The organism is Ramlibacter sp. Leaf400, assembly GCF_001424545.1.
Taxonomy (GTDB): domain Bacteria; phylum Pseudomonadota; class Gammaproteobacteria; order Burkholderiales; family Burkholderiaceae_C; genus Ramlibacter.
In genome coordinates this window covers 380,099-406,193 of the sequence record NZ_LMQL01000008.1, presented here as the reverse complement: position 1 = coordinate 406,193, position 26,095 = coordinate 380,099, and the positions used below count along the sequence as shown (strand labels likewise).

Sequence of the window (26,095 nt, the reverse complement as noted above, 5' to 3'; positions counted from 1 at the left end):
GCTGTCACACATAAGGCACCCGCTCAGGGAGGAAAAGCGGGGGACGGCAAGCCGTCCGGGGCGTAATTTAACAAACCCCCTCACTGCTTACAAGCGCGCGGCCCTCCGGTTGCGGATGCGTTGGGCACCGCGAGCCGAGCGAAGCGGCCCGGGTTTCGAGCGTGGAAGGTGGCTGGCAGGGGCGATGGGGCACAATTTTCCCCATCATGGTCCTGCACGCTTCCTACCCCCAAGGCCGCCCGCGCCGCCTGCGCCGCGACGAGTTCACGCGCAACCTGGTTCGCGAGAACGCGCTCACCGTCCACGATCTCATCTACCCGGTGTTCGTCCTCGAAGGCCAGAAGCGCCGCGAGCCGGTCGCCTCCATGCCGGGCGTGGAGCGACTCAGTCTGGACCTGCTGCTGCCGGTCGCCGAGGAATGCGTGAAGCTGGGGATCCCGGCCCTGGCGCTCTTCCCGGTCATCGATCCTTCGCTCAAGGCGCCCGACGGCCGCGAGGCCTGCAACCCCGAAGGCCTGGTGCCGCGCGTCGTGCGCGGCTTGAAGGAGCGCTTCCCCACGCTGGGCGTGATGACCGACGTGGCGCTGGACCCCTACACCAGCCACGGCCAGGACGGCCTGCTCGATCCCACCGGCTACATCCTCAACGACGAGACGGTGGAGGTGCTCGCGCGCCAGGCACTGGTGCAGGCCGGGGCCGGCGTGGACATCGTCGCCCCCAGCGACATGATGGACGGGCGCATCGGCGCCATCCGCAAGGCGCTGGAATCCAGCGGCGCCATCCACACCCGCATCATGGCCTACAGCGCCAAGTACGCCAGCGCGTTCTACGGCCCCTTCCGCGACGCGGTGGGCTCGGCCGCCAACCTGGGCAAGAGCGACAAGAAGGTCTACCAGATGGACCCGGCCAACAGCGACGAGGCGCTGCGCGAAGTCGCGATGGACATCGCCGAGGGCGCCGACATGGTGATGGTCAAGCCCGGCATGCCGTACCTGGACATCGTGCGCCGCGTGAAGGACGAATTCCGCGTGCCCACCTTCGCCTACCAGGTCTCGGGCGAATACGCGATGCTGCAGGCGGCCGCGCAGAACGGCTGGCTGGCCGGCGAGGCGGTGATGATGGAAAGCCTGCTGGCGTTCAAGCGCGCGGGCGCCGATGGCGTGCTGACGTACTTCGCGCTGGAAGCGGCGCGCCGGCTGCGCGCCTGAGGACGCAAGGCGCCGGATGCACATCGTCGAGTTCACCCGCGGCACCCTGCGCTTCGTCGACGAGGTTCCGGCGCGGGCGCCGACGGAAGGGTTCGTCTGGATCTACCTGGACCGCGAGGAGCTCGCGGACGAACTCCCGAAGCTGCAGAACGCGGCCGCGCGCCTGGGCGGCTCGCCGCTGCTGGACCTGCACGTGAAGGACCTGGCCAACCGCGCGCACCCTTCCCACTACGACTACACCTCGGTCTACGACGTGGTGGTGTTCCGCCGCCTGGCCACCGGGGAAGAGGTCGACCGCGAGCTGCAGGAGCAGCCGGTGGAGGCGCCGACCGCGCTGGTGAGCTTCCACCGCATCCGCACGCGCGCGGTCGGCTTCGTGGTGTTCGACCGGCTGCTCATCACGGTGCACCCCAAGGGCTGCTTCACCGCCCGGTCCTTCATCGCACGCTACCTGTCCGATGCGGTGCAGGCCGAAGGCTACGCCGGGAGTCGCAGCCGGCTGCCGTTCAGTCCCGCCGACCTGATGCTGCGGATGGTGAACGTGATGGTCGACAGCTACCTCGAGCTGCGCAAGCAGCTGAGCACCGAGATGGACCGCTGGCAGCAGGAACTGCTGCGGCCGGGCGCCGACTTCCGCGGCTGGAGCGCGCTGATGGTGGCGCGGCGCGAACTGCACCTGCTCGAGGACCTGTGCGAAGAGCAGAACGACGCCATGCAGGAGTGGCTGGACACCGCGCGCGAGCAGCCGCCGGCGCACCTGTCCCAGGCGGAGCGCGACGGCCTGGTGGCCCGCGCCCGCGACGTGGTCGAGCACATCCAGCGCGTGGTGCACCAGGTGCGGCGCATGGAAGAGGGCGCCGAGAGCGTGGTGCAGATCCACTTCTCCGCGCAGAGCAACCGCACCAACAACACCATGCGCGCGCTCACGGCCCTCACGGCCATCTTCCTGCCGCTGAACCTGATCACCGGCGTCTTCGGCATGAACTTCGAGGTGATGCCGCTGCTGCGCAACTCGGTGGGGTTCTGGGTGGTCCTGGCCGCGATGGCCGGCATCGTCGGCACGCTCGGCCTGCTGTTCTGGCGCCGGCGCTACCTCGAGCGCAGCGAGCGGTGAAAGCGCCACCGGTGCGCATCGGCTGCGCCGGGTGGCAGCTTCCGCAGGCGGTGCTGGACGCCTTCCCCGCCGGCGACAGCCACCTGCAGCGCTATGCGGGCGTGTTCAACGCCAGCGAGATCAACTCCTCGTTCCACCGGCCGCACCGGCCCGCGACCTACGAACGCTGGGCGGCCAGCGTGCCCGAAGGCTTCGCGTTCTCCGCCAAGCTGCCCAAGGCGATCACGCACGAGCGCCGGCTGGTGGATTGCGATGCGCCGTTGCGCGGGTTCTTCGAGCAGTGCGCCGGCCTGGGCGGGGGGATGGGGTGCGTGCTGGTGCAGCTGCCGCCCAGCCTGGCGTTCGATGCGCAGGTGGCGGGCCGGTTCTTCGACGCGCTCGCGCGCTGCTACCGAGGCGCCGTGGCGCTCGAACCCCGCCATGCGAGCTGGTTCTCCGGCGATGTGGACTCCTGGCTGGCCGGGCGCCGCGTGGCGCGCGTCCTGGCCGACCCGGTTCGCCACGAAGCCGGTCGTGCGCCCGGCGGCTGGCCGCAGCTGGTGTACCTGCGGCTGCATGGCTCCCCGCGGACCTACTACTCCTCGTATCCCGACGACGTGCTGCGGCCGCTGGCCGACCGCATCGCCCTGGAAACGCAGGCCGGCCGCGAGGTCTGGTGCATCTTCGACAACACGGCCGGACAGGCCGCCGCGGGCGACGCGCTGCGGCTGCGCGACTGGCTCGCTCAGACGTAGGGCGGCTGCAGGCCTTCGTTGTCCAGCACGCGTCGCACGGCAGGCCGCTCCAGCATGCGCTGCAGGTAGGGCCCCAGGTTCGGACGCTCGCGCGCGCGCCCCTTGTCGAAATTGCGCGTCCAGCGGCAGAGCGTGAACACGTACGGGTCCAGCGCGCTGTAGTGCTCGCCCATGAACCACGGGCCGCCGGTGCGTGCCAGTTCGGCGTCGAGCTGGTCGAGCAGCGTCCCCACCCGGGCTTGCGCATGCCGGCGCACCTGGGCCGCGCCTTCGGCGTTGCCCTCGTCCACCCAGCGCTCCGGATAGAAGTAGACGATCAGCGTGGCCTGCAGCGTGTTGGTCAGCCACGCCAGCCACTTGTAGAAATGGCTGCGCTCCGGGCTTCCAACCGCCGGCGCGAGCCCGGCCTGCGGATGCGTGTCGCACAGGTGCAGCACGATGGCCGCCGTCTCGTACAGCACCAGGTCGCCCTCGACCAGCACGGGCAACAGGCCGTTGGGGTTCAGGCGCAGCTGGTCCGGGGCCTTGTGCGCGCCGGCCATGCGGTCGACGTGGACGCGCTCGTAGGGCACGCCCATCTCTTCCAGCACCAGGTGCGGGATCATGGCCGCGGTGCTGGGGTAATGGTGAAGCTGGATCATGGTTGCGAGAGTCCGAACAGGCCGGCGGCATTGCCCCACGCCACCTTGCGGGCGACATCGGCGGGCAGGTCGCCCAGCCAGGTGCGGTAGCCGGCCATCAACTCGTCATAGTAGAGCCAGCGCTGGTTGACCCAGGTGTCCGAGCCGATCACGAAGCGGTCGGGGTACTTCAGCAGCAGCTGCCGCCACTCGGGGCACAGCTTGCCGGCCTCGCAGGTGAGGCCAGGCCGGTACGAGAGCTCGCCCACCAGCAGCGGGTACTTGGCCATCAGCTGGTCGACGCGCGCCACCGGCGCGCCGCCGATGCCGGTGTGGGCCCAGATCAGCCGCAGGCGCTGCCCGCGCGAGGCGGTGTGCGCCATCAGCAGGTCGACCGCCTTGTCGTCCACGTGGGCCAGCACCGCGAGCTGCTTTTCCTCGGCCAGCTGCATCAGCTTGCGCGCGACCGGGCCGTCCGCATTGGCGCTGTCGTAGAGGTGGAATTCGCCGATGCCGCGGAAAGGCCCCGACCCCGTGCCGCGCGCCAGCTCGGCCTGCACCATCGCGTGGATGCTCTCGTCGCGGAACCAGTTGCTGTAGTCGGCGCGGTTGCGATACAGGCGCACGAAGGGCACGACGGTGACGCCCGCCGCGCGCGTCTGCGCGGAAGACGAGAGCGCATGGGTCCCGTCGTTCGGCCGCGAGTTGGCGATGATGGCCCGCACGCCGTTGCGCTTCATGCGCGCCAGCACGTCGTCCAGGGGATGCGGCCCCTGCTTGCCGTCCCAGGCCTCCTCGTTGTAGTGCAGGTGCGCGTCGAACAGGGGGCCGGTGTAGTCGGCCGCCACCGCGAACGCGGCGGACCCGGCCATGACGGCCATCACCGCCGCCCGGGCGAACAGGCGCGGCACGTCAGCCGGCAAGGTGCTTGGCGAAGAACGCCAGCGTGCGCTCGCGCGCCAGCTTGGCCGCGGGTTCGTTCCAGGAGCCGCGCTGGTCGCAGTTGAAGCCGTGGTTGGCCGGGTAGACGTGGACCTCGACCTGGGGCTGCGACTTGCGGAAGGCCTCCACGCTCTCCAGCGTGATCCAGTGGTCCTGGTCGCCGAAGTGCGAGAGCACCGGCACGCGGGGCTGGCGCCTGGCCTCATCGGGCGTGGTCATGCCGCCGCCGTAGTACGTGACCGCGGCCGAGAGCCCGTCGAGCGTGCAGGCCGAGCGCCAGGACAGCAGGCCGCCCCAACAGAACCCGACGATGCCCACCTTGCCGGCCTGCGCCGCGTGGCTGATCGCGGCCTGGATGTCCTGCATCACGCCGGGCGCGGGCAGCGCTTCCACGGCGGTCTTGAGCGCGAAGCCGGCCCCCATGTCCTCTTCGGTGTAGCCCAGCTCGACATTGGGCTTGACGCGGTGGAAGGTGGAGGGCGCCACGGCCAGGTAGCCTTCCTTGGCGTAGCCGTCGGCCACCGACCGGATGTGCGAGTTGACGCCGAAGATCTCCTGCAGCACCACCACCGCGGCCTTGGGCTTGCCCGCGGGTTGCGCGACATACGCAGGGAAGCCGAACCCGTCGGCGGCCTGAAGGTCCACGAAAGCACCCATCGTTTGGTCTCCTTGTCAGTTGAAAGATCGCAGCTTGCGTTCGAGGAAGTCCAGGCGATCCTGGCCCCAGAAGATCTCGCCGTCGACCACGTAGCTTGGCGCACCGAAGACGCCGGCGTCAATCGCGGCCTGCGTGTTGGCCTCGTAGGCCTGCTGGACAGCAGGCTCGCGGCTGCCCTCGAGCCGCGCGGCGGGCAGCCCGCACTCGGACAGCAGTTCACCGAGCACCTGCGCGCTCGCGATGTCACGCTCCTGCCGCCACACCGCGGCGAACACGGCGCCACTGAGCGCGAGGGCCGCGTCGGCGCCATCGTCGCGTTCGACCGCGACGATGAGGCGCGAGGCATCGTCCGGGTTCACCGGGAAGTGCCTGGGCTGCACGTTCAGGGGCACGCCCAGGTGGTCCGAGAACCGCTTGAGCTCGACCAGCCGGTAGGCCTGCCGCTGCGGCGCGCGCTTGGGCAGGGGCAGTCCGCCGCTGGCCGGGAACACCTTGCCGTAGTCGGCCGGCCGCACGCGAACCTGCGCGCCGGCCGCGCGGGCCATGCGCACGAAGCGCTCGTGGCCCAGGTAGGTCCACGGGCTCTGAGCGGCGAAGAAGTAGTCGATGGCGGGGGCCATGCAGTCTCCTGTCCTTTGTTCTAATCGGCCGTTATCGTAGTCGGCCAAGCCGAGGAGGTGCAGGTGGAACGAGTGGTCCTGGTCACGGGCGCGAGCCGCGGCATCGGTGCCGCGACCGCACGCCTCGCCGCGGCGCGCGGCTGGTCGGTCGCGGTGAACTACACCGCCAACGAAGCTGCGGCGAATCAGGTGGTGGACGACGTGCGGGCCGCCGGCCGCCGCGCGGTCGCGATCCAGGCCGACGTCTCCGACGAAGCGCAGGTGGTGCGCCTGTTCGAGCAGGTCGACGCCCAGCTCGGTCGCGTCACCGACCTGGTGAACAACGCCGGCGTGGTCGACCTCGCATCGCGCGTCGACGAGATGAGCGGGCAGCGCCTGCAGCGCATGTTCGGCATCAACGTGATCGGCTCTTTCCTCTGCGCCCGCGAGGCCATCCGCCGGATGAGCACGCGCCACGGCGGGCCGGGCGGCGCCATCGTCAACGTCTCCAGCGCCGCGGCCCGCCTGGGCTCGCCGGCGCAGTACGTGGACTACGCCGCGGCCAAGGGCGCCATCGACGCCTTCACGCTCGGGCTGGCCAAGGAGGTCGCCGCCGAAGGCATCCGCGTCAACGCGGTGCGGCCGGGGCTGATCGAGACCGACATCCATGCGTCCGGCGGCATCCCCGACCGCGTCAAGCAGCTGACGCCCCAGGTGCCGATGCAGCGCGCCGGCACGGCCGACGAAGTCGCGCAGGCCATCGTGTGGCTGCTCTCGCCGGAGGCCAGCTACACGACGATGAGCCTGGTTGAAGTGTCGGGGGGCCGCTGATGGCGATCCGCTGGTACTGGGAGGACCTGCAGCCGGGCAGCGTGCGCGACCTGGGCAGCATCACGCCCACCGAGGACGAGATCCGCGAGTTCGCCGCGAAGTTCGACCCGCAGCCCTTCCACCTGGACGCGGAGGCCGGCCGCGCCTCGGTGTTCGGCGGCCTGTGCGCCAGCGGCTGGCACACCTGCGCGATGGCGATGCGCCTCACGGTGGACAACTTCCTGCGCGAGTCCAGCAGCATGGGCTCGCCGGGCCTGGAGAACCTGCGCTGGATGAAGCCGGTGTTCCCCGGCGACACGCTCTGGCTCAAGCACCGCATCACCGAATCGCGGCCGCTCAACAGCCGGCCCGACCTCGGCCTCGTGCGCTCGGTCTGGGAGATGTCCAACCAGCGCGGCGAGCAGGTGCTGCACATGGAGGGCTACGGCATGTTCCGCCGCCGCACGCCCGCGGCCGACGCGGCCTGAGATGGACTTCAAGCCGCTGATCACGCTGCTGGCGGTGGTGAACCCGCTGGCCATCGTGCCCTTCTTCATCCACTACACCGAAGGCTTCTCGCCGGACCAGCGCCGGGGCACGGCGCTGACGTCGGCGTTCACCGCGTTCATGGTCATCGCCATCAGCGCGCTGCTGGGCCTGCAGGTGCTCGCGTTCTTCGGCATCTCGCTCGCGAGCTTCCAGGTGGGCGGCGGCATGCTGCTGCTGGCCAGTTCGCTGAACATGCTCAACGCCCGTCCGGCGGAAGCCAAGCCCTCGACGCAGGACATGGAGCAGGGCGCGGAGAAGGCCGCGAGGGGCGCAAGCATCGCCGTGGTGCCGCTCACCATCCCGCTGCTCACGGGGCCGGCCACCATCTCGACGGTGGTGATCTACGCCGAACGGGCCCAGACCGTCTGGCAGATGGCCGCGCTGGTCGGCTACGGCGTGGTGATCGCACTGGCCACCGCGGTGAGCTTCACGCTCGCCGAGCCCATCGCGCGCGTGCTGGGCAAGACCGGCATCAGCGTGATGACGCGGCTGATGGGGTTGATCCTCGCGGCGCTGGCGGTGGAGGTGATGGCGGTGGGGCTGGTGAAGTTGTTTCCGGCGCTCGCGGGTTGAGCGCGAAGCGTCAGACCTTCTGCAGCAACCGCAGCAGCTGATTGCTGGTGTTGCGCAGGCGCTGGGCGAGCAGCTGCGTGATCTTCACCAGCAGCTTGGCGCCCACGGCCGGGTGTTCGGTGATCAGGCCGGCGACGGCGGCGCGCGAGAGCACGGCGACCTCGACCTCGCTGAGCGCCCAGCAGCTGGCGTAGCGCGGCTCGCCATCCAGCATCGACATCTCGCCCACCGTGGCGCCCGGCCGCAGCACGGCCACGCGCGCGGTGCCGTCCCCGGGCGTGGCGCTCGCGGGCTCGACGCCCACCTTGCGCTTGCCCACGTCCACGGTGCCCGAGAGCAGCAGCAGCATCCAGTCGCTCGCATCGTCCTCGGCGATGAGCACCTGGCCCGGCTGGGCGCGCACCCGCAGCATCGATTCACCGAGGATGTCGACCTCGGCCGGGGTGAAGTCCTGCAGGAAGGCCGCCTCGCGCAGGTCCTGCCGCGCAGACAAGCGTTCGCACGGCCCCAGCACCTCCAGGCCCGCGGCCTCCAGGCCCTCGCGCACCGACCGGCGCGGCGCGACGCTGGTGACCAGCTCCGCGGCACCCGTGGTGTCGGAAAACTCCGTCCTGTCGTTCACCGTGAAGCGCCCCTACCACGCACCACGCACGCGGGGCTCACGGCGTCGCCCGCGTCTGCACCAGCCACTGGCTGATGTCCGCGGCCGCGGCATCCGTGGCCTCGGTCAGCGCACGCACGCCACCGGAGGCGTCCTGCGAGGGCGCGACGCCCTGCACCGCGATGCTGCGCTGGCCCAGCAGGCGTTCGCCGGCGGGCGTGCTGGCGAACAGCGTCGCGCGCAGGCGGATCACGCCGCGGCTGGCGGCCGGCGAGTCGAACACGTGGGCGAACTCCTCCAGCTCCATGCGCAGCAGGTACAGCGGCTGCCCGCTCTCGCGCGCCAGCGTGGCGCTCTCGTCCAGGTTCAGCACCGGCCGCTCGCGCCCGAGCTGCTGGCGCAGGCGCTGGCGCACCAGCTGCGGCGGCGGCGCGCTCCAGCGCGACTGCGCATAGGCGCGCAGCTGGTGGTCGTCGGCATAGCCCAGCCGGTAGAGCACGGCGGAGCCTTCCAGCGCACCCGAAGCCTCGATCTCCGGCAGCACCAGCGCCAGGCGCGGGCCCGGCCGGTCGATCGGCGGCGAGAGGGGCGGCAGCGGCCCCATGTCGAACAGGGAGGGCCGCACCGGCCGGTCGACCACCGCGGCGCAGCCGGCCAGCAGCGCCAGCGACACCGCCGCGAGCGCCAGGCGCAGGACCCGGCTCATTGCGCGCCCCCCGGCGCCGTGAAGCCCTGCTCGCCCGGCCCCGGGTCGATGCGGCCGGTGCCGAAGATCAGCGACTGCGGGTTGTCGTTGATGGCGTTGACCGTGCGGCTGAGCTGGCGCACCGCGCGCGAGGTGTCCTCGCTGACCTTGTTCAGGCGCGGCAGCGTGGCCGAGTTGAAGGAGTCGGCGGCCCGGGACAGCGCTTCCGTGCCTTCGGCCAGCCGGTCCATCGGCCCGTCCTTGGCATTGAGGCGGTTCGCCGTGCGGCCGATCTCGGCGATGGTGGAGCGGGTCTGCTCGGAGGTCTCGCGCACCGAGGCGAGCGCGTCGTCGGCGCGGCGCACCAGCTGCGGGATGTCGACCCGCTGCGGGCCGAACTGCGCCGTGACCGTGGCGTTGAGGTTGTCGCTCAGGGTGGTGAGGCTGGCCGCGGCCCTGGACACGTTGTCCAGCGTGCCGGCCACCTTCTTCTCGTTGGTCTCGGACACCATCTGGTTGACCCGCGAGGTGATCTGCTCGACCTGGTCGAGGATGGCCTCGCCGCGCGTGGCCAGCTTGGACAGCAGCCCCGGCCGCAGCGGGATGCGAGGCGGCACCTCGTCGTTGGGCTCCAGCTTCGCGGCCTGCTGGCCGCTGTCGTCCAGCTGCACGAAGGCCAGGCCGGTCACGCCCTGGAACGAGAGCGTGGCGAAGGTGTCGCGCGTGATGGGCGTGCCCTGCTCGATGTCCAGCCGCACCAGCACGTTGCCCTGCGCCTTGGGATCGAAGCCGATCGCCGTGACCTTGCCCACGTCGACCCCCCGGTAGCGCACCGGCGCCTGCTCCTGCAGGCCGGTGACCGATTCGCGGGTCGAGATCTCGTAGGCGTGGAGACTGCCCGACTCGCGCGTGAGCCAGGCGCCCAGCAGCAGCAGCAGGACGGCCAGCGCCAGCACGAACAGGCCGGCGGCCAGGGCGTGGGCTTTGTTTTCCATGGGGTGGTGCTCCTAGACGGCGAAGGGGTACTCGCGCAGCAGTTCCATCGCGCGCTGGCCGCGTTGGCCAAGGAAGAAATCATGCACAAAGGGGTGCTGGAACGCGATCACCTCCTTGGGCGGTCCGGTCACGATGACCTTGCGGTCGGCCAGCACGGCGATGCGGGTGGACAGCTCGAACAGGGTATCCAGGTCGTGCGTCACCATGATCACGGTGAGCGCCAGCTCGCGGTGCAGCGCGCGCAGCAGCGTCACGAAGCCGTCGGAGCTGTCCGGGTCCAGGCCCGCGGTGGGCTCGTCCAGCAGCAGCAGCGGCGGGTCCATGATCAGCGCCCGCGCCAGCGCCACCCGCTTGATCATGCCGCCCGACAGGTCGGCCGGCATCTTGGTCGCGTCCTCCGGCTTGAGGCCGACCATCTGCAGCTTGACCATCGCGGCCTGGTGCACCAGCGGGCGGGGCAGGGTGCGCAGCTCGCGCAGGGGAAAGGCGATGTTCTCCAGCAAGGTGAACGCGGAGAACAGCGCGCCGTGCTGGAACAGCATGCCCACGCGGCTGGACGCGCCGCGGCGGCCCAGCTGCTGCTCCAGCGGCCGGCCGAGCACGCGGATCTCGCCGGCGGCGGGCTGCTCCAGGCCCAGGATCTGCCGCAGCAGCACGGTCTTGCCGGTGCCCGAGCCGCCCACCAGCGACACGACCTCGCCGCGCCGCACGACGAAGTCCAGGTCCTCGTGCACGACGAAGCTGCGCCCGGGCAGCTCGAACTGGGTGCGCAGCCCGCGGATCTCCACCATGGCCTCGCCGTCGTCCACCGGCCGCGGTCCGGACGTGGGCGCCGGCATCAGAACCCGACCTCCTGGAAGGCGATGGCGAACAGCGCATCGACCAGGATCACCACCGTGATCGAGGTGACCACCGAGGCCGTCGTGCCCTGGCCCAGGCTCTGGGTGTTGGGCTCGACCTGCAGGCCGTAGTGGCAGCCGATCAGCGCGATCAGCAGGCCGAACACCACCGACTTGGCGGTGGCCAGCACCAGGTTGCCCACCTGCACCGCCTCGGGAAGCGCGCCCAGGAAGTAGGTGGGCGTGATGCCCAGCGAGATGTCGGCGGCCAGCATGCCGCCCGCCAGCGCCGAGAACGTCGTCCAGACGCTCACCAGCGGCATGGCGATGGCCAGGGCCATGGCCCGCGGCAGCACCAGGCGGAAGCTGTGCGAGATGCCCATCACGCTCATCGCGTCGAGCTCATCGGTGACCCGCATCACGCCGATCTGCGCGGTGATCGAGGAGCCGGAGCGCCCGGCCACCAGGATGGCCGCCAGCATCGGCCCCAGCTCACGGATGAGCGCGACGCCCAGGATGTTCACGATGTACGCATCGGCACCGAACTGGCGCAGCTGCTTGGCCGTGAGGTAGGCCAGCACCACGCCGATGAGGAAGCCGACCAGCGCCGTGATCGGCAGCGCGGTCGCGCCGATGTGGTACAGGTGGCCGGAGAAGTCGCGCCAGGGGCCTTCCTGCGGCGCGCGCGCCAGGCGCAGCACGTTGAGCGCCAGCTGGCCGACCAGGCGGACGAACTCGCGCAGCTGGTGGGCCTTGTGCAGCACCGACTCGCCCAGCGCGAGGTAGCGCCCGCGCCAGCCGCGGTGCCGGCGCAGTGGCGGCTCGGTGGTGAACCGCTCGACGCGTTCCAGCACCGCGCCCTGCGCGGGCAGCAGCGCCAGCCGCTGCGGGCGGCGGCGGCCCCAGTGGTCCCAGAGCAGCTGGGCGCCGACGTGATCGAGCTGTTCGGCTCCGCGCAGGTCCCAGGCGGCCGCGGCGTCGAAGCCGGAAAGAGCCTTGCGCAACTCGTCGAGCCGGCCGCGGCGCGCGAACTGCGCCGCCGTCCACTGGCCCAGCACCCTGGCGTGCGCCCCACCGTCGGCGGAGGTTTCCAGGCGGGGCGTGGTGGCTTCCTGCATGATCCTGTAAGGACTTGCAATGCTAGCGGCAGTCCCCTGGCCGGGCCGTAGGCGCAGCGGCCGATTGGCGGGGGTGGTGGCCCGCCGTAGACTGGCAGGTCCGAGACCTCCGTCCGAGACGACCATGAACGCACCCGATTCCACCCGCACCGCCGGCGCCGTCACCTCCATCGACCACTGGATCGACGGACGCGTCGTGCCCGGCCAGAGCGGCCGCAGCGCCGACGTCTTCAACCCCGCCCTGGGCCAGGTCACCGGCAAGGTGGCGCTGGCCAGCAGCGCCGAAGTGGACAAGGCCGTGGCCAGCGCCCAGAAGGCCTTCCCGGCCTGGGCCGACATGCCGCCAATCCGCCGCGCGCGCGTGATGTTCAAGTTCCTGGAGCTGCTCAACAAGCACCGCGACGAACTGGCGCGCGCCATCACCGTCGAACACGGCAAGGTGTTCACCGATGCGCAGGGCGAGGTCACCCGCGGCATCGACATCGTGGAGTTCGCCTGCGGCATCCCGCAGCTGCTCAAGGGCCAGTACACCGACCAGGTGTCCACCGGCATCGACAACTGGACGATGCGCCAGCCGCTGGGCGTGGTGGCGGGCATCACCCCGTTCAACTTCCCGGTGATGGTGCCGATGTGGATGTACCCGGTGGCCATCGCCGCGGGCAACTGCTTCGTGCTCAAGCCCAGCCCGCTGGACCCGACGGCCTCGATCATGATGGCCCGCCTGCTGAAGGAAGCGGGCCTGCCCGATGGCGTGTTCAACGTGGTGCAGGGCGACAAGGACGCGGTCGATGCGCTGCTGGAGCACCCCGACGTGAAGGCGATCTCCTTCGTCGGCTCCACCGCCATCGCGCAGAAGATCTACGAGACCGGCGCGCGCCACGGCAAGCGGGTGCAGGCGCTGGGCGGCGCCAAGAACCACATGGTGGTGATGCCCGACGCCGACCTCGACCAGGCGGTGGACGCCCTCATCGGCTCCGCCTTCGGCTCCGCGGGCGAGCGCTGCATGGCGATCTCGCTGGGCGTGCTGGTGGGTGAGGCGGCCGACAAGATCCTGCCGATGCTGGCCGAGCGCACGCAGCAGCTGAAGATCAAGAACGGCACCGAGCTGGACGCCGAGATGGGCCCCATCGTCAGCAAGGTGGCGCACGAGCGCATCGCCGGCTACATCGGCCACGGCGTGGACGAGGGCGCCAAGCTGGTCGTGGACGGCCGCTCGTTCCAGGCGGCCAAGGCCGGTGCCGGCTGCGACAACGGCTTCTGGATCGGCGGCTCGCTGTTCGACAACGTCACGCCGGACATGAAGATCTACAAGGAAGAGATCTTCGGGCCGGTGCTCGGTTGCGTTCGCGTGAAAGACCTGGCCGGCGCCGTGGAGCTGATCAACTCGCACGAGTACGGCAACGGCGTGTCGCTCTTCACGCGCGACGGCAACACCGCGCGCGAGTTCTCGCGCCGCGTGCAGGTGGGCATGGTGGGCGTCAACGTGCCGATCCCGGTGCCGATGGCCTGGCACGGCTTCGGCGGCTGGAAGAAGAGCCTGTTCGGCGACATGCACGCCTACGGCGAGGAAGGCGTGCGCTTCTACACCAAGCAGAAGTCCATCATGCAGCGCTGGCCCGAGAGCATCGGCAAGGGCGCCGAGTTCGTGATGCCGACGGCGAAATAGCGGCTGTTCACTCCCTCCCCTGCGGGGGAGGGCCGGGGTGGGGGCGCTCCCGGCGTCCCGCGAGGAGACACGAGAAGAATGAGCGACACCACGTTCGACTACATCATCATCGGCGCGGGCACGGCCGGCTGCCTGCTGGCCAACCGGCTCTCGCGCGATCCGTCCAAGCGGGTGCTGCTGATCGAGGCGGGCCACAAGGACGACTACCACTGGATCCACATCCCGGTGGGCTACCTGTACTGCATCGGCAACCCGCGCACCGACTGGCTGTACAAGACCGAACCGGACGAAGGCCTCAACGGCCGGCAGCTGCGCTACCCGCGCGGCAAGACGCTGGGCGGCTGCTCCAGCATCAACGGCATGATCTACATGCGCGGCCAGGCGCGCGACTACGACCACTGGGCCCAGGTCACCGGCGATGCCAACTGGCGCTGGGAACACTGCCTGCCCTACTTCACGAAGCACGAGGACTACTACAAGGGCGCCGACGCCGCGCACGGCGCGGGCGGCGAATGGCGGGTGGAGCGCCAGCGCCTGCGCTGGGACGTGCTCGACGCCTTCGCGCAGGCCGCGCAGGAGGCCGGCATCCCGCACAGCGAGGACTTCAACCGCGGCGACAACGAAGGCGTGGGCTACTTCCAGGTGAACCAGAAGAACGGCTGGCGCTGGAACACGGCCAAGGCCTTCCTGCGGCCGATCTGCTACGGCCGACCGAACTTCGAGATGTGGACCAACGCGCACGTCAAGCGGCTGCGCCTGGCGCGAGGCGACGACGGCGCGCTGCGCTGCGAAGGCGCGGAGGTCTGGACCGGCCAGGAGCTGGTGCAGGCCACGGCCCGGTCGCAGGTGCTGCTGTGCGCGGGCAGCATCGGCTCGCCGCAGCTGCTGCAGTTGTCCGGCATCGGCGCCGGCGCGCTGCTGCAGCAGCACGGCGTGCCGGTTCTGCACGACCTGCCCGGCGTGGGCGAGAACCTGCAGGACCACCTGCAGATCCGCGCCGTGTTCAAGGTGCAGGGCGTGACCACGCTCAACACGCTGGCCAACAGCTGGCACGGCAAGGCCCGCATCGGCCTGCAGTACCTGCTGATGCGCAGCGGCCCCATGAGCATGGCGCCCTCGCAGCTCGGGGCCTTCACCCGCAGCTCGCCGGACAAGCCGCACCCGGACCTGGAGTACCACGTTCAGCCGCTGAGCCTGGACGCCTTCGGCGAGCCGCTGCATCCGTTCAACGCGTTCACCGCCAGCGTGTGCAACCTGAACCCGACCAGCCGCGGCTTCGTGCGCATCCGCAGCCCGCGCTTCGAGGACGCGCCGGCGATCGCGCCGAACTACCTCAGCACGCCGCAGGACCGGCAGGTGGCGGCCGATTCATTGCGCCTGACGCGGCGCATCTGCGCCCAGCCCGCGCTGGCGAAGTACCAGCCCGAGGAATGGCGGCCCGGCACGCAGTACCAGAGCGACGACGAGCTGGCGCGCCTGGCCGGCGACATCGCCACCACCATCTTCCACCCGGTCGGCACCACGCGCATGGGACGTGACGACGATCCGATGGCGGTGCTGGACTCGCAGATGCGGGTGCGCGGCGTGGCGGGGCTGCGCGTGGTGGACGCGGGCGCGATGCCCACCATCACCAGCGGGAACACCAACTCGCCCACGCTGATGATGGCCGAGAAGGCGGCCGACTGGGTGCTGCGCGAAGCCGCCTAGAAGCTGCGGCCGACGCGCACGGTGACGTCGCGCGTGGTGAGCTCCGGCTGGCGCACCGTGGTGTTGGCCAGCGGCACGCCGCCGCGCGACACGCCCACCGACTTGCTGATCGACTGGTGAAGACCGGACCACTCCAGGCCCCACTCCCACGGCGAGTGCGCGGGCGAGGCCAGCACGCGCAGGGCGAGCATGCGCTTGCGCGCGCCTTCGAAGTGCGTCTTGTCCAATACGCCGTGGAAGTCCACGTCCAGCCGATGCCACACGCTGGCGCGCGCTTCGGCCTCGACGCGGGCGTTCCACTGCATGACGGGCGCGAACGCCGGACTGCGCCAGCGCAGGCCGACCAGCGCCGCGGACGACACCTCGTCCAGCCCGCCCGCGATGGGCGTGCTGTGGATGGCGCGCCGGTTGGCGAGCAGGCCCAGCGTCAGCCAGGCCTCGCCCCAGGCCGCGGGCGCGTGCGGTCGCAGCATCAGGTCGGCACCGATTTCGGACTGGCGCGTGCGCGTGGTCAGGGGCACCCCGGCCTGGGTCTGGCCGTCGTAGTCCAAGTCGCCGCCGAGGAAGTGGCCCCGCAGGGCGAGCGCGCGACCCTCGGCGAGCGGGCGCTCGGCTTGCAGCTGAAGCTGGACCATGGGGCCACGCTCCGTCAGGAGGCGTGCACCGGAAGGCGCGCGTTCGATGAGTTTGCGGTGGGTCAGGCCCAGCGATCCAGTCAAGAGCGGATGCTCCGGTGCCGCGGGTTGCGCGGCGGCCGTGAGTGCCGAGAGCAGGAGCATCGCGACCCCGCAGGACCGCATGGCGTTGATGGAAAAGGATTCAGTGGGAGGGCGCGGCGGCACTGGCCATCCCTCTCTTGCGGCAGTCCGTCATTTGCGCGGCGGCCGTGGGAGCCGATCCAGTTGCTTGCATGAATCCGTTGTGGGTGCGGCCCCTTGAGGAGCCGCGAGGCACTATAGCATCGCGTTTTTTCCGCTCGTGCAGGACCACGCCTCGCCTGCGAAGCCCGGGCCGGGAAAATCCCGATGCACTACAGCGGTGCGGCCCGCTAGAGTTCGCGCACTCGCAGCGGACAACGTCCGCGAAGGGCGAGGGGCCGAGGAGACAAGACAGAACAGCACAACGAACAGCGGCATCGAAGATGCATTTTTCAAGGGCGCCGGCTCACCCCGGCGCCCTTTTGTTTTGCATCGCCCACCCAGCCCATGCAGGCGCGGGCCGCACGGGGAGCCGATGCGAGAATCGGCGCAATGGAATTGTTGTGGATGGCACTGGCCTCGCTGCTGGCCGGTTTCGTGGATGCCATCGTGGGTGGCGGCGGGCTGATCCTGGTGCCGGCGCTGTTCGCCATCCTGCCGAACACGCATCCTGCGACCCTGTTCGGCATCAACAAGAGCGCCTCCGTCTGGGGCACCGCGATCGCGGCGCTTCAATTCAGCCGGCGCGTCGACCTGCACTGGCACGCGATGGTCCCGGCCGCCGTGTGCGGGCTGGTGGGCGCGTTCGTCGGCGCGTGGGCGGTGACGGTGGTGTCGCCGGACTTCCTTCGCAAGCTGCTGCCCCTGGTGCTGCTCGCCGTGCTGGCCTACACGCTGGCCAAGAAGAACCTGGGGCAGCACCACGCGCCCACGCTGTCGCATCGCACCGAGGCCATCGCGGCCGCCACCATCGGCCTGGTGCTGGGGTTCTACGACGGCTTCTTCGGGCCGGGCACCGGCAGCTTCCTGGTGTTCCTGTTCGTGCGCTGGCTGGGCTACGACTTCCTGCATGCGTCGGCATCGGCCAAGCTGGTGAACACCGCCACCAACCTCGCGGCGCTGAGCCTGTTCGCCTGGAAGGGCCACGTGTGGTGGCACTACGCGCTGGCGCTGGCCGTCGCCAACATCGTCGGCAGCCTCCTGGGCACGCGGCTGGCGCTGCGCCACGGCGCGGGCTTCGTGCGGGTGATGTTCCTGTTCGTCGTCACCGCGCTCATCTGCAAGACGGGCTACGACGCCTTCCTTCGCTGAGCGGTGGCGCGGCTTCCATAATGGCGCGATGGATGACATCGTCCGCCAGGCGATCGCCAAATGGCCCAACGTGCCGCACTGCTACGGCTGGCTGGGTCTGGACGCGCGCGGCAACTGGTACATGCGCGACGACCGGGTGCAGGCCGCGGGCGCCTTTCCGCAGGCCCGGGGCGCCGTGCTGCGGCATGCCAAGCTGATCGATTTCATCCACCGCAACTACGAGCGCGACGACGCGGGCTGCTGGTTCTTCCAGAACGGGCCGCAGCGGGTCTACGTGGAACTCGAGGCCGCGCCCTGGATCCTTCGCCTTTCGGCCGATGGCCCGGTGGAGACGCACACGCAGCGGCAGGTGCAAGTGCAGCGCAGCTTCGTGGACGAACAGGGCCGCCTCTTCGCCGAGACCGAGGCCGGCCTGGGCCTGGTGCACACGCTGGACATGCACGTGGCCGGCGAGTGGGTGGAGGCAGGGCGCTGGCAGCCGGAAAGCGTGGTGGCGCGGGAGCTGCCCGCGCGCTTCGGCTTCGTGGCCAGCCCCTCTGCCGCGAAGGCGGCCGGCACGGGCGCGCCAACCCCCGAAAAGCAGAAAGCCGGTCAGTGACCGGCTTTCTTCGCTAGCGGCGCGTGAAGCTCACTTCACGGTGCCGACCATGTACTCCACGGCCGCGCGCAGGTCCGCGTCCGACGCGGTGCTGCCGCCGCGCGGGGGCATGGCGCCCTTGCCCTTGACGACCGACTGCACCAGGCCCGGCACGCCCTGCGCCATGCGCGGGGCCCAGGCGGCCTTGTCGCCCAGCTTGGGGGCATTGGCGGCGCCGGTGGCGTGGCAGGCGAAGCAGGCCTGCTTGTAGAGGGCCTCGCCGGCGCCGGCCGTGGCCGCGGTCTGCGGAGCTGCCGCGGCAGCGGGGGCGGCGGCAACGGTCTGGGCGGCTGCGGGAGCAGCAGCGGGGGCTGCGGCCGCGGCGGGAGCGGAGGCCGCAGCTGCGCCTGCCGCGGGAGCGGAAGCGGCTTGCGCCGAAGCCTGGGCCGGCGCCCGCTCGGGCTCGGCGAACTTGGCGCCGGCGGAGTTGGCCATGAAGGCGACGGCGCGGGCGATCTCCACGTCTTCGTGGTCGCCGCCGGACTGGGCAGGCATGCCACCCTTGCCCTTGAGCGCGGAGGTGACCAGGGCCTCGAAGCCGGTCTTGATGCGAGCGCTCCAGGCGCCGGCGTCGCTGAACTTGGGCGAGCCGGCCACCCCCTGGTCGTGGCACGCGGCGCACTGGGCCTTGTAGACCTCGGCGCCGGGCTTGAGCGGGCGGTTGGCATCCCGGATCTCGACGGTGCCGACCTTGCGGATGCGGGTGGTCACGCCACGCTCCACGTCCTGCGCCGTCAGGCCGCCGAGCGCGTAGGCCTCGACCTCGGTGGTGCCGGCCGGCTTGTTCTCAGACGCCACGTAGGCGACGAAGCCCATGATGATCAGCACCGGGATCACGAACGACAGGAACACGGCCACCAGCAACTGCTTGGGCGTCTTGATCGGGCCGATGTGGGCGTGTTCCTGCGTGCTGTCGCTCATGGCGTCCTCGAGAGAATTTTCTGTGCTGGGTTTGTCAGAACAACCTTCGATTATAGCTGTCGACCTCTGGCGTCCTTGACCCGCGCGGGCCATCGCGGCCGTGCCCGCCGGGCTGCCGGCCGCGATGGGCGATAATGCGCCCTGCCCTGAAGCGGCTGTAGCTCAGTGGATAGAGTATTGGCCTCCGAAGCCAAGGGTCGTGGGTTCGATCCCCGCCAGCCGCGCCAATTCCAAAGAACCGCCAACCTTCGCGTTGGCGTTTTTCTTTTCCGGCGGATCTTCCCCGTCGGCCTGCCAGACAGCGCCCCGCCCCTTTGGCTCCTTGGAGCCATGTAGCGCGGCAGCTCGCGGCACAACAATGTCTTCCATTCGCTGCCCTCTGCAGTATTGGAGTGACAGATGCCTTTCAAGAATTACGGGCTGCACGCGGTTGCAGCGGTTTGCCTGTCCGCGGCACTGGCCGCGTGTGGAGGCGGCGGCGGTGGTGGCAGTGAAGCCGGGGCGAGCGCGACTGCGCCCGTGGCGGCGTTGAGCAGCGGCGCCCCCGTGGTTGCCCCGACGACCGAGCCGACGAATGCCGTCACGCCGGGCCAGGACAACACCAGTGAGCCGGCCCCGGCGCCGACGCCTCCCGCGCAGCCCACGACCCGCCCCGACGTCGCCATCGCCTCGATGGACGACATCGCCGCCTGGAACGGCGCCTGCGAAACCGACGACTGCCGCATCGTCCTGCCCGCGCGCAGCGGCCGCAGCCTGACCTGGTGGGGCACCGATCCGCGCCTGATGGAGCAGGTCAACGAATCCTGCGGCCCGCAGCCGGACTGCCGCGTGCCCGATGGCGATCTGCTGGTGTGGAACTTCGCCTGCTCGCCGCAGCCGACCTGCCGCATCCAGCTGAGCCGCTCCTACTGAGCGTCAGCCGCGCCTGGCTCGGGCGTCTCAACGCCCACGATGTCCACGACCTGCTCGCGCAGCCAGGCCACGCCCGGATCGGCCGCGGCGCCGCGTGACCAGCACAGCAGCGACTGGTAGCGCGGCAGCTCGAACGGCAAGGCGCGGATGCACAGCTGGTCCGCGTACTGGATCGCGACGCGGCGGCCCAGCACCGCCGCATGGTCGCTGTGCAGCAGCTGGTGGACGATCTGCCCGAAGCTGCTGACCGCGATCTGCGCCAGGCGCGCATGCCCCGCCTGCCCCAGCATCTCGTCGATCGTGTCGTCCAGCGTCGACGTGCCGTAGCCCAGGAAGACCTGCGGCGTGGCGCAGAAGTTCTCCAGCGTGACGGGCTCGTTCGCCCCTGGATGGTCCCGGCGCACCACGTGGACGTAGTGGTCCTCGTACAGCACCTCGGTCTCGATGTCGCGGGGGCGGTGGATGCGGGCGACGACCGCGAGGTCCAGCTCGCGCAGGTGCAGGTGTTCGGCCAGCGACCAGGCGCCCGGCGGCACCCAGTGGATGCGCGCCTGCGAGCCCTGCTGCACCAGGCGCCGCGAGAGTTCCGGCAGCACCAGCCGGCTCGCGTGGTCGGAGCCGGCGACGCGAAAGACGCGCTGGCTGCGCGACGGCTCGAAGCGGTCGCCTTCCAGCAGGCCGGCGATGTCGGCCAGCACCTTGGCCACCTGCGGCGCCAGCGCATGCGCCCGCGCCGTCGGCACGATGCCGTGCGAGGTGCGCGTGAACAGCGGATCGCCCAGCACCTCGCGCAGCCGGTTGAGCGAAGCGCTGACCGCCGGCTGGCTGAGGAACAGCCGCCCCGCCGCCCGCGAGACGCTGCGCTCGCGCATCAGCGCATCGAACGTGCGCAGCATGGCGACGTCGAGGCTGCGAATATCACGCTGGGGCATGGCTCATATCCAAACGTTCGAATTGCACGGCGCACACGGCGGACGCACCATCCTCGGCTTTCGCATCATTCCAACGACAGGAGACGAGTATGCAGCTGGGCAGGAGACAGTGGATGGCGGCGGCCGGCGCCGGCTTGGCGGGCTGGGCCGTTCCCGGGCTGGCGCAGCAGGGTGCGGCGTTCCCCAGCCGGCCCGTGCGCATGGTGCCCTTCGGCACCGCCGGCGGCCCGATCGACACGCTCGCGCGCGTGTACGGCGAGAAGCTCGCGGCCCGCTGGGGCCAGCCGGTGGTGGTCGAGCCACGGCCGGGCGCCAGCGGCATCCTGGCCGCCGACCTGGTGGCCAAGGCCGCGCCCGACGGCCACACGGTGCTGTTCACCCTGCCGCTCACCCACGTCAACGCCGCCATCCTGCAGCCCAGGCTGCCGTACGACCCGGTCAAGGACTTCACGCCGCTGTCGATGCTGGCCACCGGTGGCCCGATGCTGGTGGCGCGCGCCAACGCGCCGTACGGCAACATGCGCGAGTTCGTCGAGTACGCGAGGAAGCAGCCGCGCGGCATGACGTACGGGACCTGGGGAACGGGTTCCACCGCCCACCTGTTCGGCGAGCTGCTGCGCCGGCAAACCGGCACCAACCTCATCCACGCGGCCTACAAGGCGGAGTCGTCGGCCCACAACGACCTGTTCGGCGAGGTACTGGACTTCGCATGGGCCAACCCGGCCAGCGCGCGCAACCACACGCAGGCCGGCAAGATGAAGGTGCTCGGCATCACCGGCACCAGCCGCGTGTCGTCCATGCCCAACGTGCCGACCTTCAAGGAGCAGGGCCTGCAGGGCTTCGACATCGACAGCTGGATCGGCGTCTACGCGCCGGCGCGGCTGCCCGAGCCGGTGGCGCAGGCCTGGGTGGGCGCGCTGCGCGAGATCACGCAAATGCCCGACATCCAGGCCCGGCTGACGGCCTTCGGCTTCGAGCCGCTGGGCAACACGCCCGCGCAGTTCGTCGAGCGCTACCGCGCCGACTACCCCCGCATGGCCGAGCTGATCAAGGCCGCCGGCGTCACCGCCGACTGAGGACCGAATGAACGACATCGCTTCCGGCGCGCCCCGGCGCGTCATCCCCATCGAGATCGACAGCGGCACCGCCTACGGCATGCCCGCGCCCACCTCCCGCAAGGAGCTGACCGATGTCGGCCCCGGCACGCCCATGGGCGAACTGCTGCGCCGCTACTGGCACCCGGTGGGCCTGGCCGCCGATGCCACCGACACGCCGCGGCAGGTGCGCGTGCTCGGCGAGGACCTGATCCTGTTCCGCGACAAGGGCGGACGCCCGGGCCTGGTGCATCCCCACTGCGCGCACCGCGGCGCGTCGCTGTACTACGGCAAGGTGGAAGAGCGCGGCATCCGCTGCTGCTACCACGGCTGGCTGTTCGACGTGCAGGGCCGTTGCGTGGAGCAGCCCTGTGAACCGCAGGGCGGCCGCGCGCGCGACAAGGTGCGCCAGCCCTGGTACCCCGTCGAGGAGCTGTACGGCCTGGTGTGGGCTTACCTGGGCCCACCGGACCGCAAGCCGGTGCTGCCGCGCTACGAGTGCCTGGAGCAGCTGGAGGAAGGCGAATTCCTCGAGGCCAACGCCAACAGCATCGGCGGCGGCGGGCCGCAGATCATTCCCTGCAACTGGCTGCAGCACTACGAGAACCTGGTGGACCCCTTCCACGTGGTGATCCTGCACTCGTCGTTCAGCGGCACGCAGTTCGTCGAACAGATGGCGCTGATGCCGCAGGTGAACTGGGAGCTGCAACCGCACAGCGTTCGGACGGTCTCCGTGCGCAAGATGGCCGACGGCAAGACCTTCCGCCGCATCAGCGAGGCGGGCCTGCCCACGTTGCGCGTGATCCCAAGCCCGCGCGTGGGCCGTTACGGCCCGGTCGAGTCGCTGGGCTGGGTGTTGCCGATCGACGACCACCACTTCCGCATCTACGTGGCAGGCCGAGTGCGGGAGCAGGGCGAACTCGCGAAGATGCGATCACGCCTGAACGGCAAGCTGTGGGAGGAGCTCACCGAAGCGGAACACCAGCAGTTCCCCGGCGACTACGAAGCCATGGTGAGCCAGGGCGCGGTGGCCCGGCATTCCGAGGAGCACCTGGCCACCACGGACCGCGGCATCGTGATGCTGCGGCGCCTGCTGCAGAGACAACTGGAGGTGGTGGCCGAGGGCGGCGATCCGGCGGGCGTGTTCTTCGATCCCGGAGCGCCGCCGGTGAAGTTCACGGCCGGGAACTTCCTCGAAGACTGAAGGCGTTCAGCTTGCGTCGCCGAGCCAGTCTCGGCTTCGCAGTTGTTGGACGCACAAAGAAACACGCCCACCAAGGTGGGCGTTTTGAATTGGTTGCGCGGGCAAGATTTGAACTTGCGACCTTTGGGTTATGAGCCCAACGAGCTACCAGGCTGCTCCACCGCGCGTCAGAGGGAAAATTATACTTTATTCGGAGGCGTTCTGTTCGCCTTCCGCGGCCTCGACGGGCTCGGGACGGTCGACCAGTTCCACCAGCGCCATCGGCGCGTTGTCACCGACGCGGAAACCCATTTTGAGGATGCGGGTGTAGCCGCCCGGACGGGTCTTGTAGCGAGGGCCCAGCTCGGAGAAGAGCTTGGCGACGTTCTCGCGATCACGCAGGCGGTCGAACGCCAGGCGCTTGTTGGCCAGCGTCGGCTCCTTGCCGAGCGTGATCATGGGCTCGACCACGCGGCGCAGTTCCTTCGCCTTGGGCACGGTGGTCTTGATCACCTCGTGCTCGATCAGCGAATTCATCATGTTGCGCAGCATGGCGAGTCGGTGCTCGCTGGTGCGATTGAGTTTGCGAAGGCCGTGGCCGTGACGCATGGTGCTTTCCTTTCCTTATGAGTCACCCAGCCGTGTCAGGTACTGGGTGTTGCACGTACTGTTGACGGATTCAACGAAGCTGCTGCGCAGCCTCGTCCTTCAACGCTTGTCGAGGCCGGCGGGCGGCCAGCTTTCCAGCTTCATGCCGAGCGTGAGCCCGCGCGAAGCCAGCACTTCCTTGATCTCGTTGAGCGACTTGCGACCCAGGTTCGGGGTCTTGAGCAGCTCGTTCTCGGTGCGCTGGATCAGGTCGCCTATGTAGTAGATGTTCTCGGCCTTCAGGCAGTTGGCCGAACGGACCGTGAGTTCCAGCTCGTCGACCGGACGCAGCAGGATCGGGTCGAACTGCTGCGAGCTGCGCTGCACCGGCTGGTCGAAGGCGGCCAGTTCGCTGCCCTCGAGCTGCGCGAACACCGCGAGCTGCTCCACCAGGATCTTGGCCGAGGCACGCACCGCGTCTTCGGCGGTGATGGCACCGTTGGTCTCGATCTCGACGACCAGCTTGTCCAGGTCGGTGCGCTGCTCGACGCGGGCGCTCTCGACCGTGTAGCTCACGCGCTTGACCGGCGAGAACGAGGCGTCCAGCACGATGCGGCCGATGGACTTGGTCGGCTCGTCGGCGTAGCGGCGCATCGTTCCCGGCACGTAGCCGCGGCCCTTCTCGACCTTGATCTGCATGTCGATCTTGCCGCCCTGGGACAGGTGGGCGATGACATGGTCGGGATTGATGATCTCGACGTCGTGCGGGGTCTGGATGTCGGCGGCGGTGACCACGCCTTCGCCATCCTTGCGCAGCGACAGGGTGACCTCGTCGCGGTTGTGGAGCTTGAACACCACGCCCTTGAGGTTCAGCAGGATGCTGACCACGTCTTCCTGGACGCCGTCGATCGACGAGTACTCGTGAAGCACACCGGCGATGGTGACTTCGGTTGCCGCATACCCGACCATCGAGGAGAGCAGCACGCGGCGCAGGGCGTTGCCCAGCGTGTGGCCGTAGCCGCGCTCGAACGGCTCCAGCGTCACCTTGGCCCGGTTGGGGCCAAGCTGTTCCACGTTGATGGCTTTGGGTTTCAGCAGGTTGGTTTGCATGCAGGACTTCCTCTCAATACCCCCGGCTCGTTACACCGGTAAGGCTGGTGAAGTCCCCGGTCGCGGTGCCCCGCAACAAGGGAACGGAAAACTCTCGGAGGTGGAGGCTCGCCAGGAGCCTCGCGAACCCCCGTTTAACGGGAATACAGTTCGACGATCAGCGACTCGTTGATGTCGGCGCCGAATTCGTCGCGATCGGGCACCTTCTTGAACGTGCCCTCGGCCTTGTCGGCGCTGACTTCCACCCAGGCCGGGATGCCGACCTGCTGGGCCAGTTGCAGCGCCTCGACCACGCGGTTCTGCTTCTTGGACTTGTCGCGCACGGCCACCACGTCGCCGGCCTTGACCAGGTACGACGGGATGTTGACCGGCTTGCCGTTGACCGTGATCGCCTTGTGGCTCACCAGCTGGCGCGCTTCGGCGCGCGTGGAGCCGAAGCCCATGCGGTACACCACGTTGTCCAGGCGGGACTCGAGCAGGAACAGCAGGTTGGCGCCGGAGTTGCCCTTGCGCCGGTTGGCTTCCTCGAAGTAGCGGCGGAACTGCTTTTCCAGCACGCCGTACATGCGCTTGACCTTCTGCTTCTCGCGCAGCTGCAGGCCGAAGTCGCTGGTGCGCTGGCCCGAGGTGCGGCCGTGCTGGCCGGGCTTGGAGTCGAACTTGGCCTTGTCGCTGATCGAGCGGCGGGCGCTCTTGAGGAACAGGTCCGTGCCTTCGCGGCGGGAAAGTTTGGCCTTGGGGCCGAGATAACGTGCCACTTGTGTCTTCCTTTAATTCATCTGCCGCGGCCATTTACCGCGGGAGCCGCCGGACGTGTCCGGCGGCGGTGGGCTTACTGAAGGACACGGCGTGCCGAAGGCATGCCGTGTTTTCGTCTGTTTAGATGCGGCGGCGCTTCTGCGGGCGGCAGCCGTTGTGCGGCACCGGCGTCACATCGGAGATCGAGTTGATGCGGATGCCCAGTGCGGCCAGCGCGCGCACCGAGGACTCGCGACCCGGGCCGGGGCCCTTGATCTCGACGTCCAGGTTCTTGATGCCCTGCTCGATCGCGGCACGGCCGGCCACTTCCGAGGCCACCTGGGCGGCGAACGGCGTGGACTTGCGCGAGCCCTTGAAGCCCTGGCCGCCGGACGAAGCCCAGGAGAGCGCGTTGCCCTGGCGGTCGGTGATCGTGATGATGGTGTTGTTGAAGGACGCGTGGACGTGCGCGACACCGTCGGACACGTTCTTGCGGACCTTCTTGCGCACTCGCTGCGCGGCGTTGTTGACGGGAGCCTTGGCCATGTCTTA

The 26,095-nt window shown here is 69.8% G+C and carries 29 protein-coding genes and 2 tRNA genes; 14 read left to right on the top strand and 17 right to left on the bottom strand.

Going from position 1 to position 26,095, the window contains the following annotated elements; genetic code table 11:
- Nucleotides 1-206 precede the first annotated feature (206 nt).
- Genes hemB through ASG30_RS08150 form a run of 3 tightly spaced genes read left to right on the top strand, consistent with a single transcriptional unit; the run spans nucleotide 207 to nucleotide 3,056 of the window.
- Nucleotides 207-1,208, top strand: a complete 1,002-nt coding sequence (hemB, locus tag ASG30_RS08160; RefSeq protein ID WP_055894753.1) for a porphobilinogen synthase — start codon at nucleotides 207-209, stop codon at nucleotides 1,206-1,208.
- 16 nt (nucleotides 1,209-1,224) lie between these two features.
- The gene (locus ASG30_RS08155; protein WP_055894750.1) at nucleotides 1,225-2,322 is read left to right on the top strand and encodes a magnesium transporter CorA family protein; all 1,098 of its coding nucleotides are present in this window, start codon (nucleotides 1,225-1,227) and stop codon (nucleotides 2,320-2,322) included.
- Nucleotides 2,319-3,056, top strand: coding sequence for a DUF72 domain-containing protein (locus ASG30_RS08150; RefSeq protein ID WP_055894747.1), 738 nt, complete (start codon nucleotides 2,319-2,321; stop codon nucleotides 3,054-3,056). The genes ASG30_RS08155 and ASG30_RS08150 overlap by 4 nt, the downstream gene beginning before the upstream one ends.
- Here the strand turns inward: ASG30_RS08150 and ASG30_RS08145 are convergent.
- From ASG30_RS08145 to ASG30_RS08130, 4 genes are read right to left on the bottom strand one after another with little or no spacing between them, the layout of a single operon-like run.
- The gene (locus ASG30_RS08145) at nucleotides 3,047-3,697 is read right to left on the bottom strand and encodes a glutathione S-transferase family protein (RefSeq protein ID WP_055894745.1); all 651 of its coding nucleotides are present in this window, start codon (nucleotides 3,695-3,697) and stop codon (nucleotides 3,047-3,049) included. The two genes, ASG30_RS08150 and ASG30_RS08145, sit on opposite strands and share 10 nt — an antisense overlap.
- Nucleotides 3,694-4,557 (bottom strand): amidohydrolase family protein, encoded by an 864-nt coding sequence (locus ASG30_RS08140; protein ID WP_055894844.1) that lies wholly within the window; start codon nucleotides 4,555-4,557, stop codon nucleotides 3,694-3,696. Before ASG30_RS08140 ends, ASG30_RS08145 begins: the two co-directional genes overlap by 4 nt.
- Nucleotides 4,558-4,588: 31 nt before the next feature.
- A complete protein-coding gene (locus tag ASG30_RS08135; RefSeq protein ID WP_055894742.1) occupies nucleotides 4,589-5,275 on the bottom strand; it encodes a dienelactone hydrolase family protein in 687 nt (228 codons plus the stop codon).
- Nucleotides 5,276-5,290: 15 nt separating this feature from the next.
- Nucleotides 5,291-5,896, bottom strand: coding sequence for a 2-hydroxychromene-2-carboxylate isomerase (locus ASG30_RS08130; protein WP_055894739.1), 606 nt, complete (start codon nucleotides 5,894-5,896; stop codon nucleotides 5,291-5,293).
- Nucleotides 5,897-5,959: 63 nt separating this feature from the next.
- On the opposite strand from ASG30_RS08130, the gene ASG30_RS08125 reads away from it, so the two are divergent.
- Genes ASG30_RS08125 through ASG30_RS08115 form a run of 3 tightly spaced genes read left to right on the top strand, consistent with a single transcriptional unit; the run spans nucleotide 5,960 to nucleotide 7,807 of the window.
- A complete protein-coding gene (locus ASG30_RS08125) occupies nucleotides 5,960-6,706 on the top strand; it encodes an SDR family oxidoreductase (RefSeq protein ID WP_055894736.1) in 747 nt (248 codons plus the stop codon).
- The gene (locus tag ASG30_RS08120) at nucleotides 6,706-7,173 is read left to right on the top strand and encodes a MaoC family dehydratase (protein ID WP_055894733.1); all 468 of its coding nucleotides are present in this window, start codon (nucleotides 6,706-6,708) and stop codon (nucleotides 7,171-7,173) included. Before ASG30_RS08125 ends, ASG30_RS08120 begins: the two co-directional genes overlap by 1 nt.
- A 1-nt stretch (nucleotide 7,174) precedes the next feature.
- Nucleotides 7,175-7,807: a MarC family protein gene (locus ASG30_RS08115; RefSeq protein WP_055894731.1), complete on the top strand. Its 633-nt coding sequence runs from the start codon at nucleotides 7,175-7,177 to the stop codon at nucleotides 7,805-7,807.
- Nucleotides 7,808-7,817: 10 nt separating this feature from the next.
- Here the strand turns inward: ASG30_RS08115 and ASG30_RS08110 are convergent, their stop codons facing one another.
- The 5 genes from ASG30_RS08110 to ASG30_RS08090 are packed head-to-tail and all read right to left on the bottom strand — an operon-like array spanning nucleotide 7,818 to nucleotide 12,046.
- Entirely contained in the window at nucleotides 7,818-8,429 is a 612-nt protein-coding gene (locus ASG30_RS08110) for a Crp/Fnr family transcriptional regulator (RefSeq protein ID WP_082521958.1), read from the bottom strand.
- A 37-nt stretch (nucleotides 8,430-8,466) separates the two neighbouring features.
- Complete coding sequence (locus ASG30_RS08105; protein ID WP_055894728.1) at nucleotides 8,467-9,114, bottom strand: ABC-type transport auxiliary lipoprotein family protein; 648 nt, start codon at nucleotides 9,112-9,114, stop codon at nucleotides 8,467-8,469.
- On the bottom strand, nucleotides 9,111-10,088 hold the full coding sequence (locus tag ASG30_RS08100) for an MlaD family protein (RefSeq protein ID WP_055894726.1): 978 nt from the start codon (nucleotides 10,086-10,088) through the stop codon (nucleotides 9,111-9,113). Before ASG30_RS08100 ends, ASG30_RS08105 begins: the two co-directional genes overlap by 4 nt.
- A 12-nt stretch (nucleotides 10,089-10,100) precedes the next feature.
- Complete coding sequence (locus ASG30_RS08095; RefSeq protein WP_055894723.1) at nucleotides 10,101-10,928, bottom strand: ABC transporter ATP-binding protein; 828 nt, start codon at nucleotides 10,926-10,928, stop codon at nucleotides 10,101-10,103.
- The gene (locus tag ASG30_RS08090) at nucleotides 10,928-12,046 is read right to left on the bottom strand and encodes an MlaE family ABC transporter permease (RefSeq protein WP_055894720.1); all 1,119 of its coding nucleotides are present in this window, start codon (nucleotides 12,044-12,046) and stop codon (nucleotides 10,928-10,930) included. The genes ASG30_RS08095 and ASG30_RS08090 overlap by 1 nt, the downstream gene beginning before the upstream one ends.
- A gap of 124 nt (nucleotides 12,047-12,170) precedes the next feature.
- Between ASG30_RS08090 and ASG30_RS08085 the strand changes: the two genes are divergently transcribed.
- Together ASG30_RS08085 and ASG30_RS08080 are read left to right on the top strand one after the other, a co-directional pair.
- Complete coding sequence (locus ASG30_RS08085) at nucleotides 12,171-13,712, top strand: CoA-acylating methylmalonate-semialdehyde dehydrogenase (RefSeq protein WP_055894717.1); 1,542 nt, start codon at nucleotides 12,171-12,173, stop codon at nucleotides 13,710-13,712.
- Nucleotides 13,713-13,790: 78 nt separating this feature from the next.
- Nucleotides 13,791-15,419 carry a GMC family oxidoreductase gene (locus tag ASG30_RS08080; protein ID WP_055894715.1) on the top strand — a complete coding sequence of 543 codons (1,629 nt, stop codon included), beginning with the start codon at nucleotides 13,791-13,793 and terminating at the stop codon, nucleotides 15,417-15,419.
- Here ASG30_RS08080 and ASG30_RS08075 read toward each other — a convergent pair.
- Nucleotides 15,416-16,054 (bottom strand): hypothetical protein, encoded by a 639-nt coding sequence (locus ASG30_RS08075; protein ID WP_055894714.1) that lies wholly within the window; start codon nucleotides 16,052-16,054, stop codon nucleotides 15,416-15,418. The genes ASG30_RS08080 and ASG30_RS08075 overlap by 4 nt on opposite strands.
- Nucleotides 16,055-16,669: 615 nt before the next feature.
- Between ASG30_RS08075 and ASG30_RS08070 the strand changes: the two genes are divergently transcribed.
- Both ASG30_RS08070 and ASG30_RS08065 read left to right on the top strand, forming a co-directional pair.
- Entirely contained in the window at nucleotides 16,670-17,428 is a 759-nt protein-coding gene (locus ASG30_RS08070; protein WP_055894711.1) for a sulfite exporter TauE/SafE family protein, read from the top strand.
- A 28-nt stretch (nucleotides 17,429-17,456) separates the two neighbouring features.
- Nucleotides 17,457-18,026, top strand: coding sequence for a DUF2946 family protein (locus ASG30_RS08065; RefSeq protein ID WP_055894708.1), 570 nt, complete (start codon nucleotides 17,457-17,459; stop codon nucleotides 18,024-18,026).
- A gap of 30 nt (nucleotides 18,027-18,056) precedes the next feature.
- Here the strand turns inward: ASG30_RS08065 and ASG30_RS08060 are convergent, their stop codons facing one another.
- Complete coding sequence (locus ASG30_RS08060; protein WP_055894707.1) at nucleotides 18,057-18,986, bottom strand: c-type cytochrome; 930 nt, start codon at nucleotides 18,984-18,986, stop codon at nucleotides 18,057-18,059.
- Between the two features lie 151 nt (nucleotides 18,987-19,137).
- On the opposite strand from ASG30_RS08060, the gene ASG30_RS08055 reads away from it, so the two are divergent.
- Nucleotides 19,138-19,213 (top strand) — tRNA-Arg (locus ASG30_RS08055).
- A gap of 319 nt (nucleotides 19,214-19,532) precedes the next feature.
- Complete coding sequence (locus ASG30_RS08050) at nucleotides 19,533-19,898, top strand: hypothetical protein (protein WP_156385458.1); 366 nt, start codon at nucleotides 19,533-19,535, stop codon at nucleotides 19,896-19,898.
- On the opposite strand, the gene ASG30_RS08045 is transcribed toward ASG30_RS08050, so the two are convergent.
- The gene (locus ASG30_RS08045; RefSeq protein WP_082521957.1) at nucleotides 19,892-20,830 is read right to left on the bottom strand and encodes a LysR family transcriptional regulator; all 939 of its coding nucleotides are present in this window, start codon (nucleotides 20,828-20,830) and stop codon (nucleotides 19,892-19,894) included. The genes ASG30_RS08050 and ASG30_RS08045 overlap by 7 nt on opposite strands.
- Before the next feature lie 113 nt (nucleotides 20,831-20,943).
- Between ASG30_RS08045 and ASG30_RS08040 the strand changes: the two genes are divergently transcribed.
- Both ASG30_RS08040 and ASG30_RS08035 read left to right on the top strand, forming a co-directional pair.
- Entirely contained in the window at nucleotides 20,944-21,906 is a 963-nt protein-coding gene (locus ASG30_RS08040; protein ID WP_055894700.1) for a Bug family tripartite tricarboxylate transporter substrate binding protein, read from the top strand.
- Between the two features lie 7 nt (nucleotides 21,907-21,913).
- The gene (locus ASG30_RS08035; RefSeq protein WP_055894698.1) at nucleotides 21,914-23,128 is read left to right on the top strand and encodes an aromatic ring-hydroxylating dioxygenase subunit alpha; all 1,215 of its coding nucleotides are present in this window, start codon (nucleotides 21,914-21,916) and stop codon (nucleotides 23,126-23,128) included.
- Between the two features lie 90 nt (nucleotides 23,129-23,218).
- Here the strand turns inward: ASG30_RS08035 and ASG30_RS08030 are convergent.
- The 5 genes from ASG30_RS08030 to rpsK form a co-directional block, all read right to left on the bottom strand.
- Nucleotides 23,219-23,295, bottom strand: a tRNA-Met gene (locus ASG30_RS08030).
- Nucleotides 23,296-23,314: 19 nt separating this feature from the next.
- Nucleotides 23,315-23,716 (bottom strand): 50S ribosomal protein L17, encoded by a 402-nt coding sequence (rplQ, locus tag ASG30_RS08025; protein ID WP_055894696.1) that lies wholly within the window; start codon nucleotides 23,714-23,716, stop codon nucleotides 23,315-23,317.
- A gap of 99 nt (nucleotides 23,717-23,815) precedes the next feature.
- Entirely contained in the window at nucleotides 23,816-24,805 is a 990-nt protein-coding gene (locus ASG30_RS08020) for a DNA-directed RNA polymerase subunit alpha (RefSeq protein ID WP_055894694.1), read from the bottom strand.
- A gap of 134 nt (nucleotides 24,806-24,939) precedes the next feature.
- Nucleotides 24,940-25,563, bottom strand: a complete 624-nt coding sequence (gene rpsD, locus ASG30_RS08015) for a 30S ribosomal protein S4 (protein ID WP_055894693.1) — start codon at nucleotides 25,561-25,563, stop codon at nucleotides 24,940-24,942.
- A 121-nt stretch (nucleotides 25,564-25,684) separates the two neighbouring features.
- Complete coding sequence (gene rpsK / locus ASG30_RS08010) at nucleotides 25,685-26,089, bottom strand: 30S ribosomal protein S11 (RefSeq protein WP_055894690.1); 405 nt, start codon at nucleotides 26,087-26,089, stop codon at nucleotides 25,685-25,687.
- Nucleotides 26,090-26,095 lie beyond the last annotated feature (6 nt).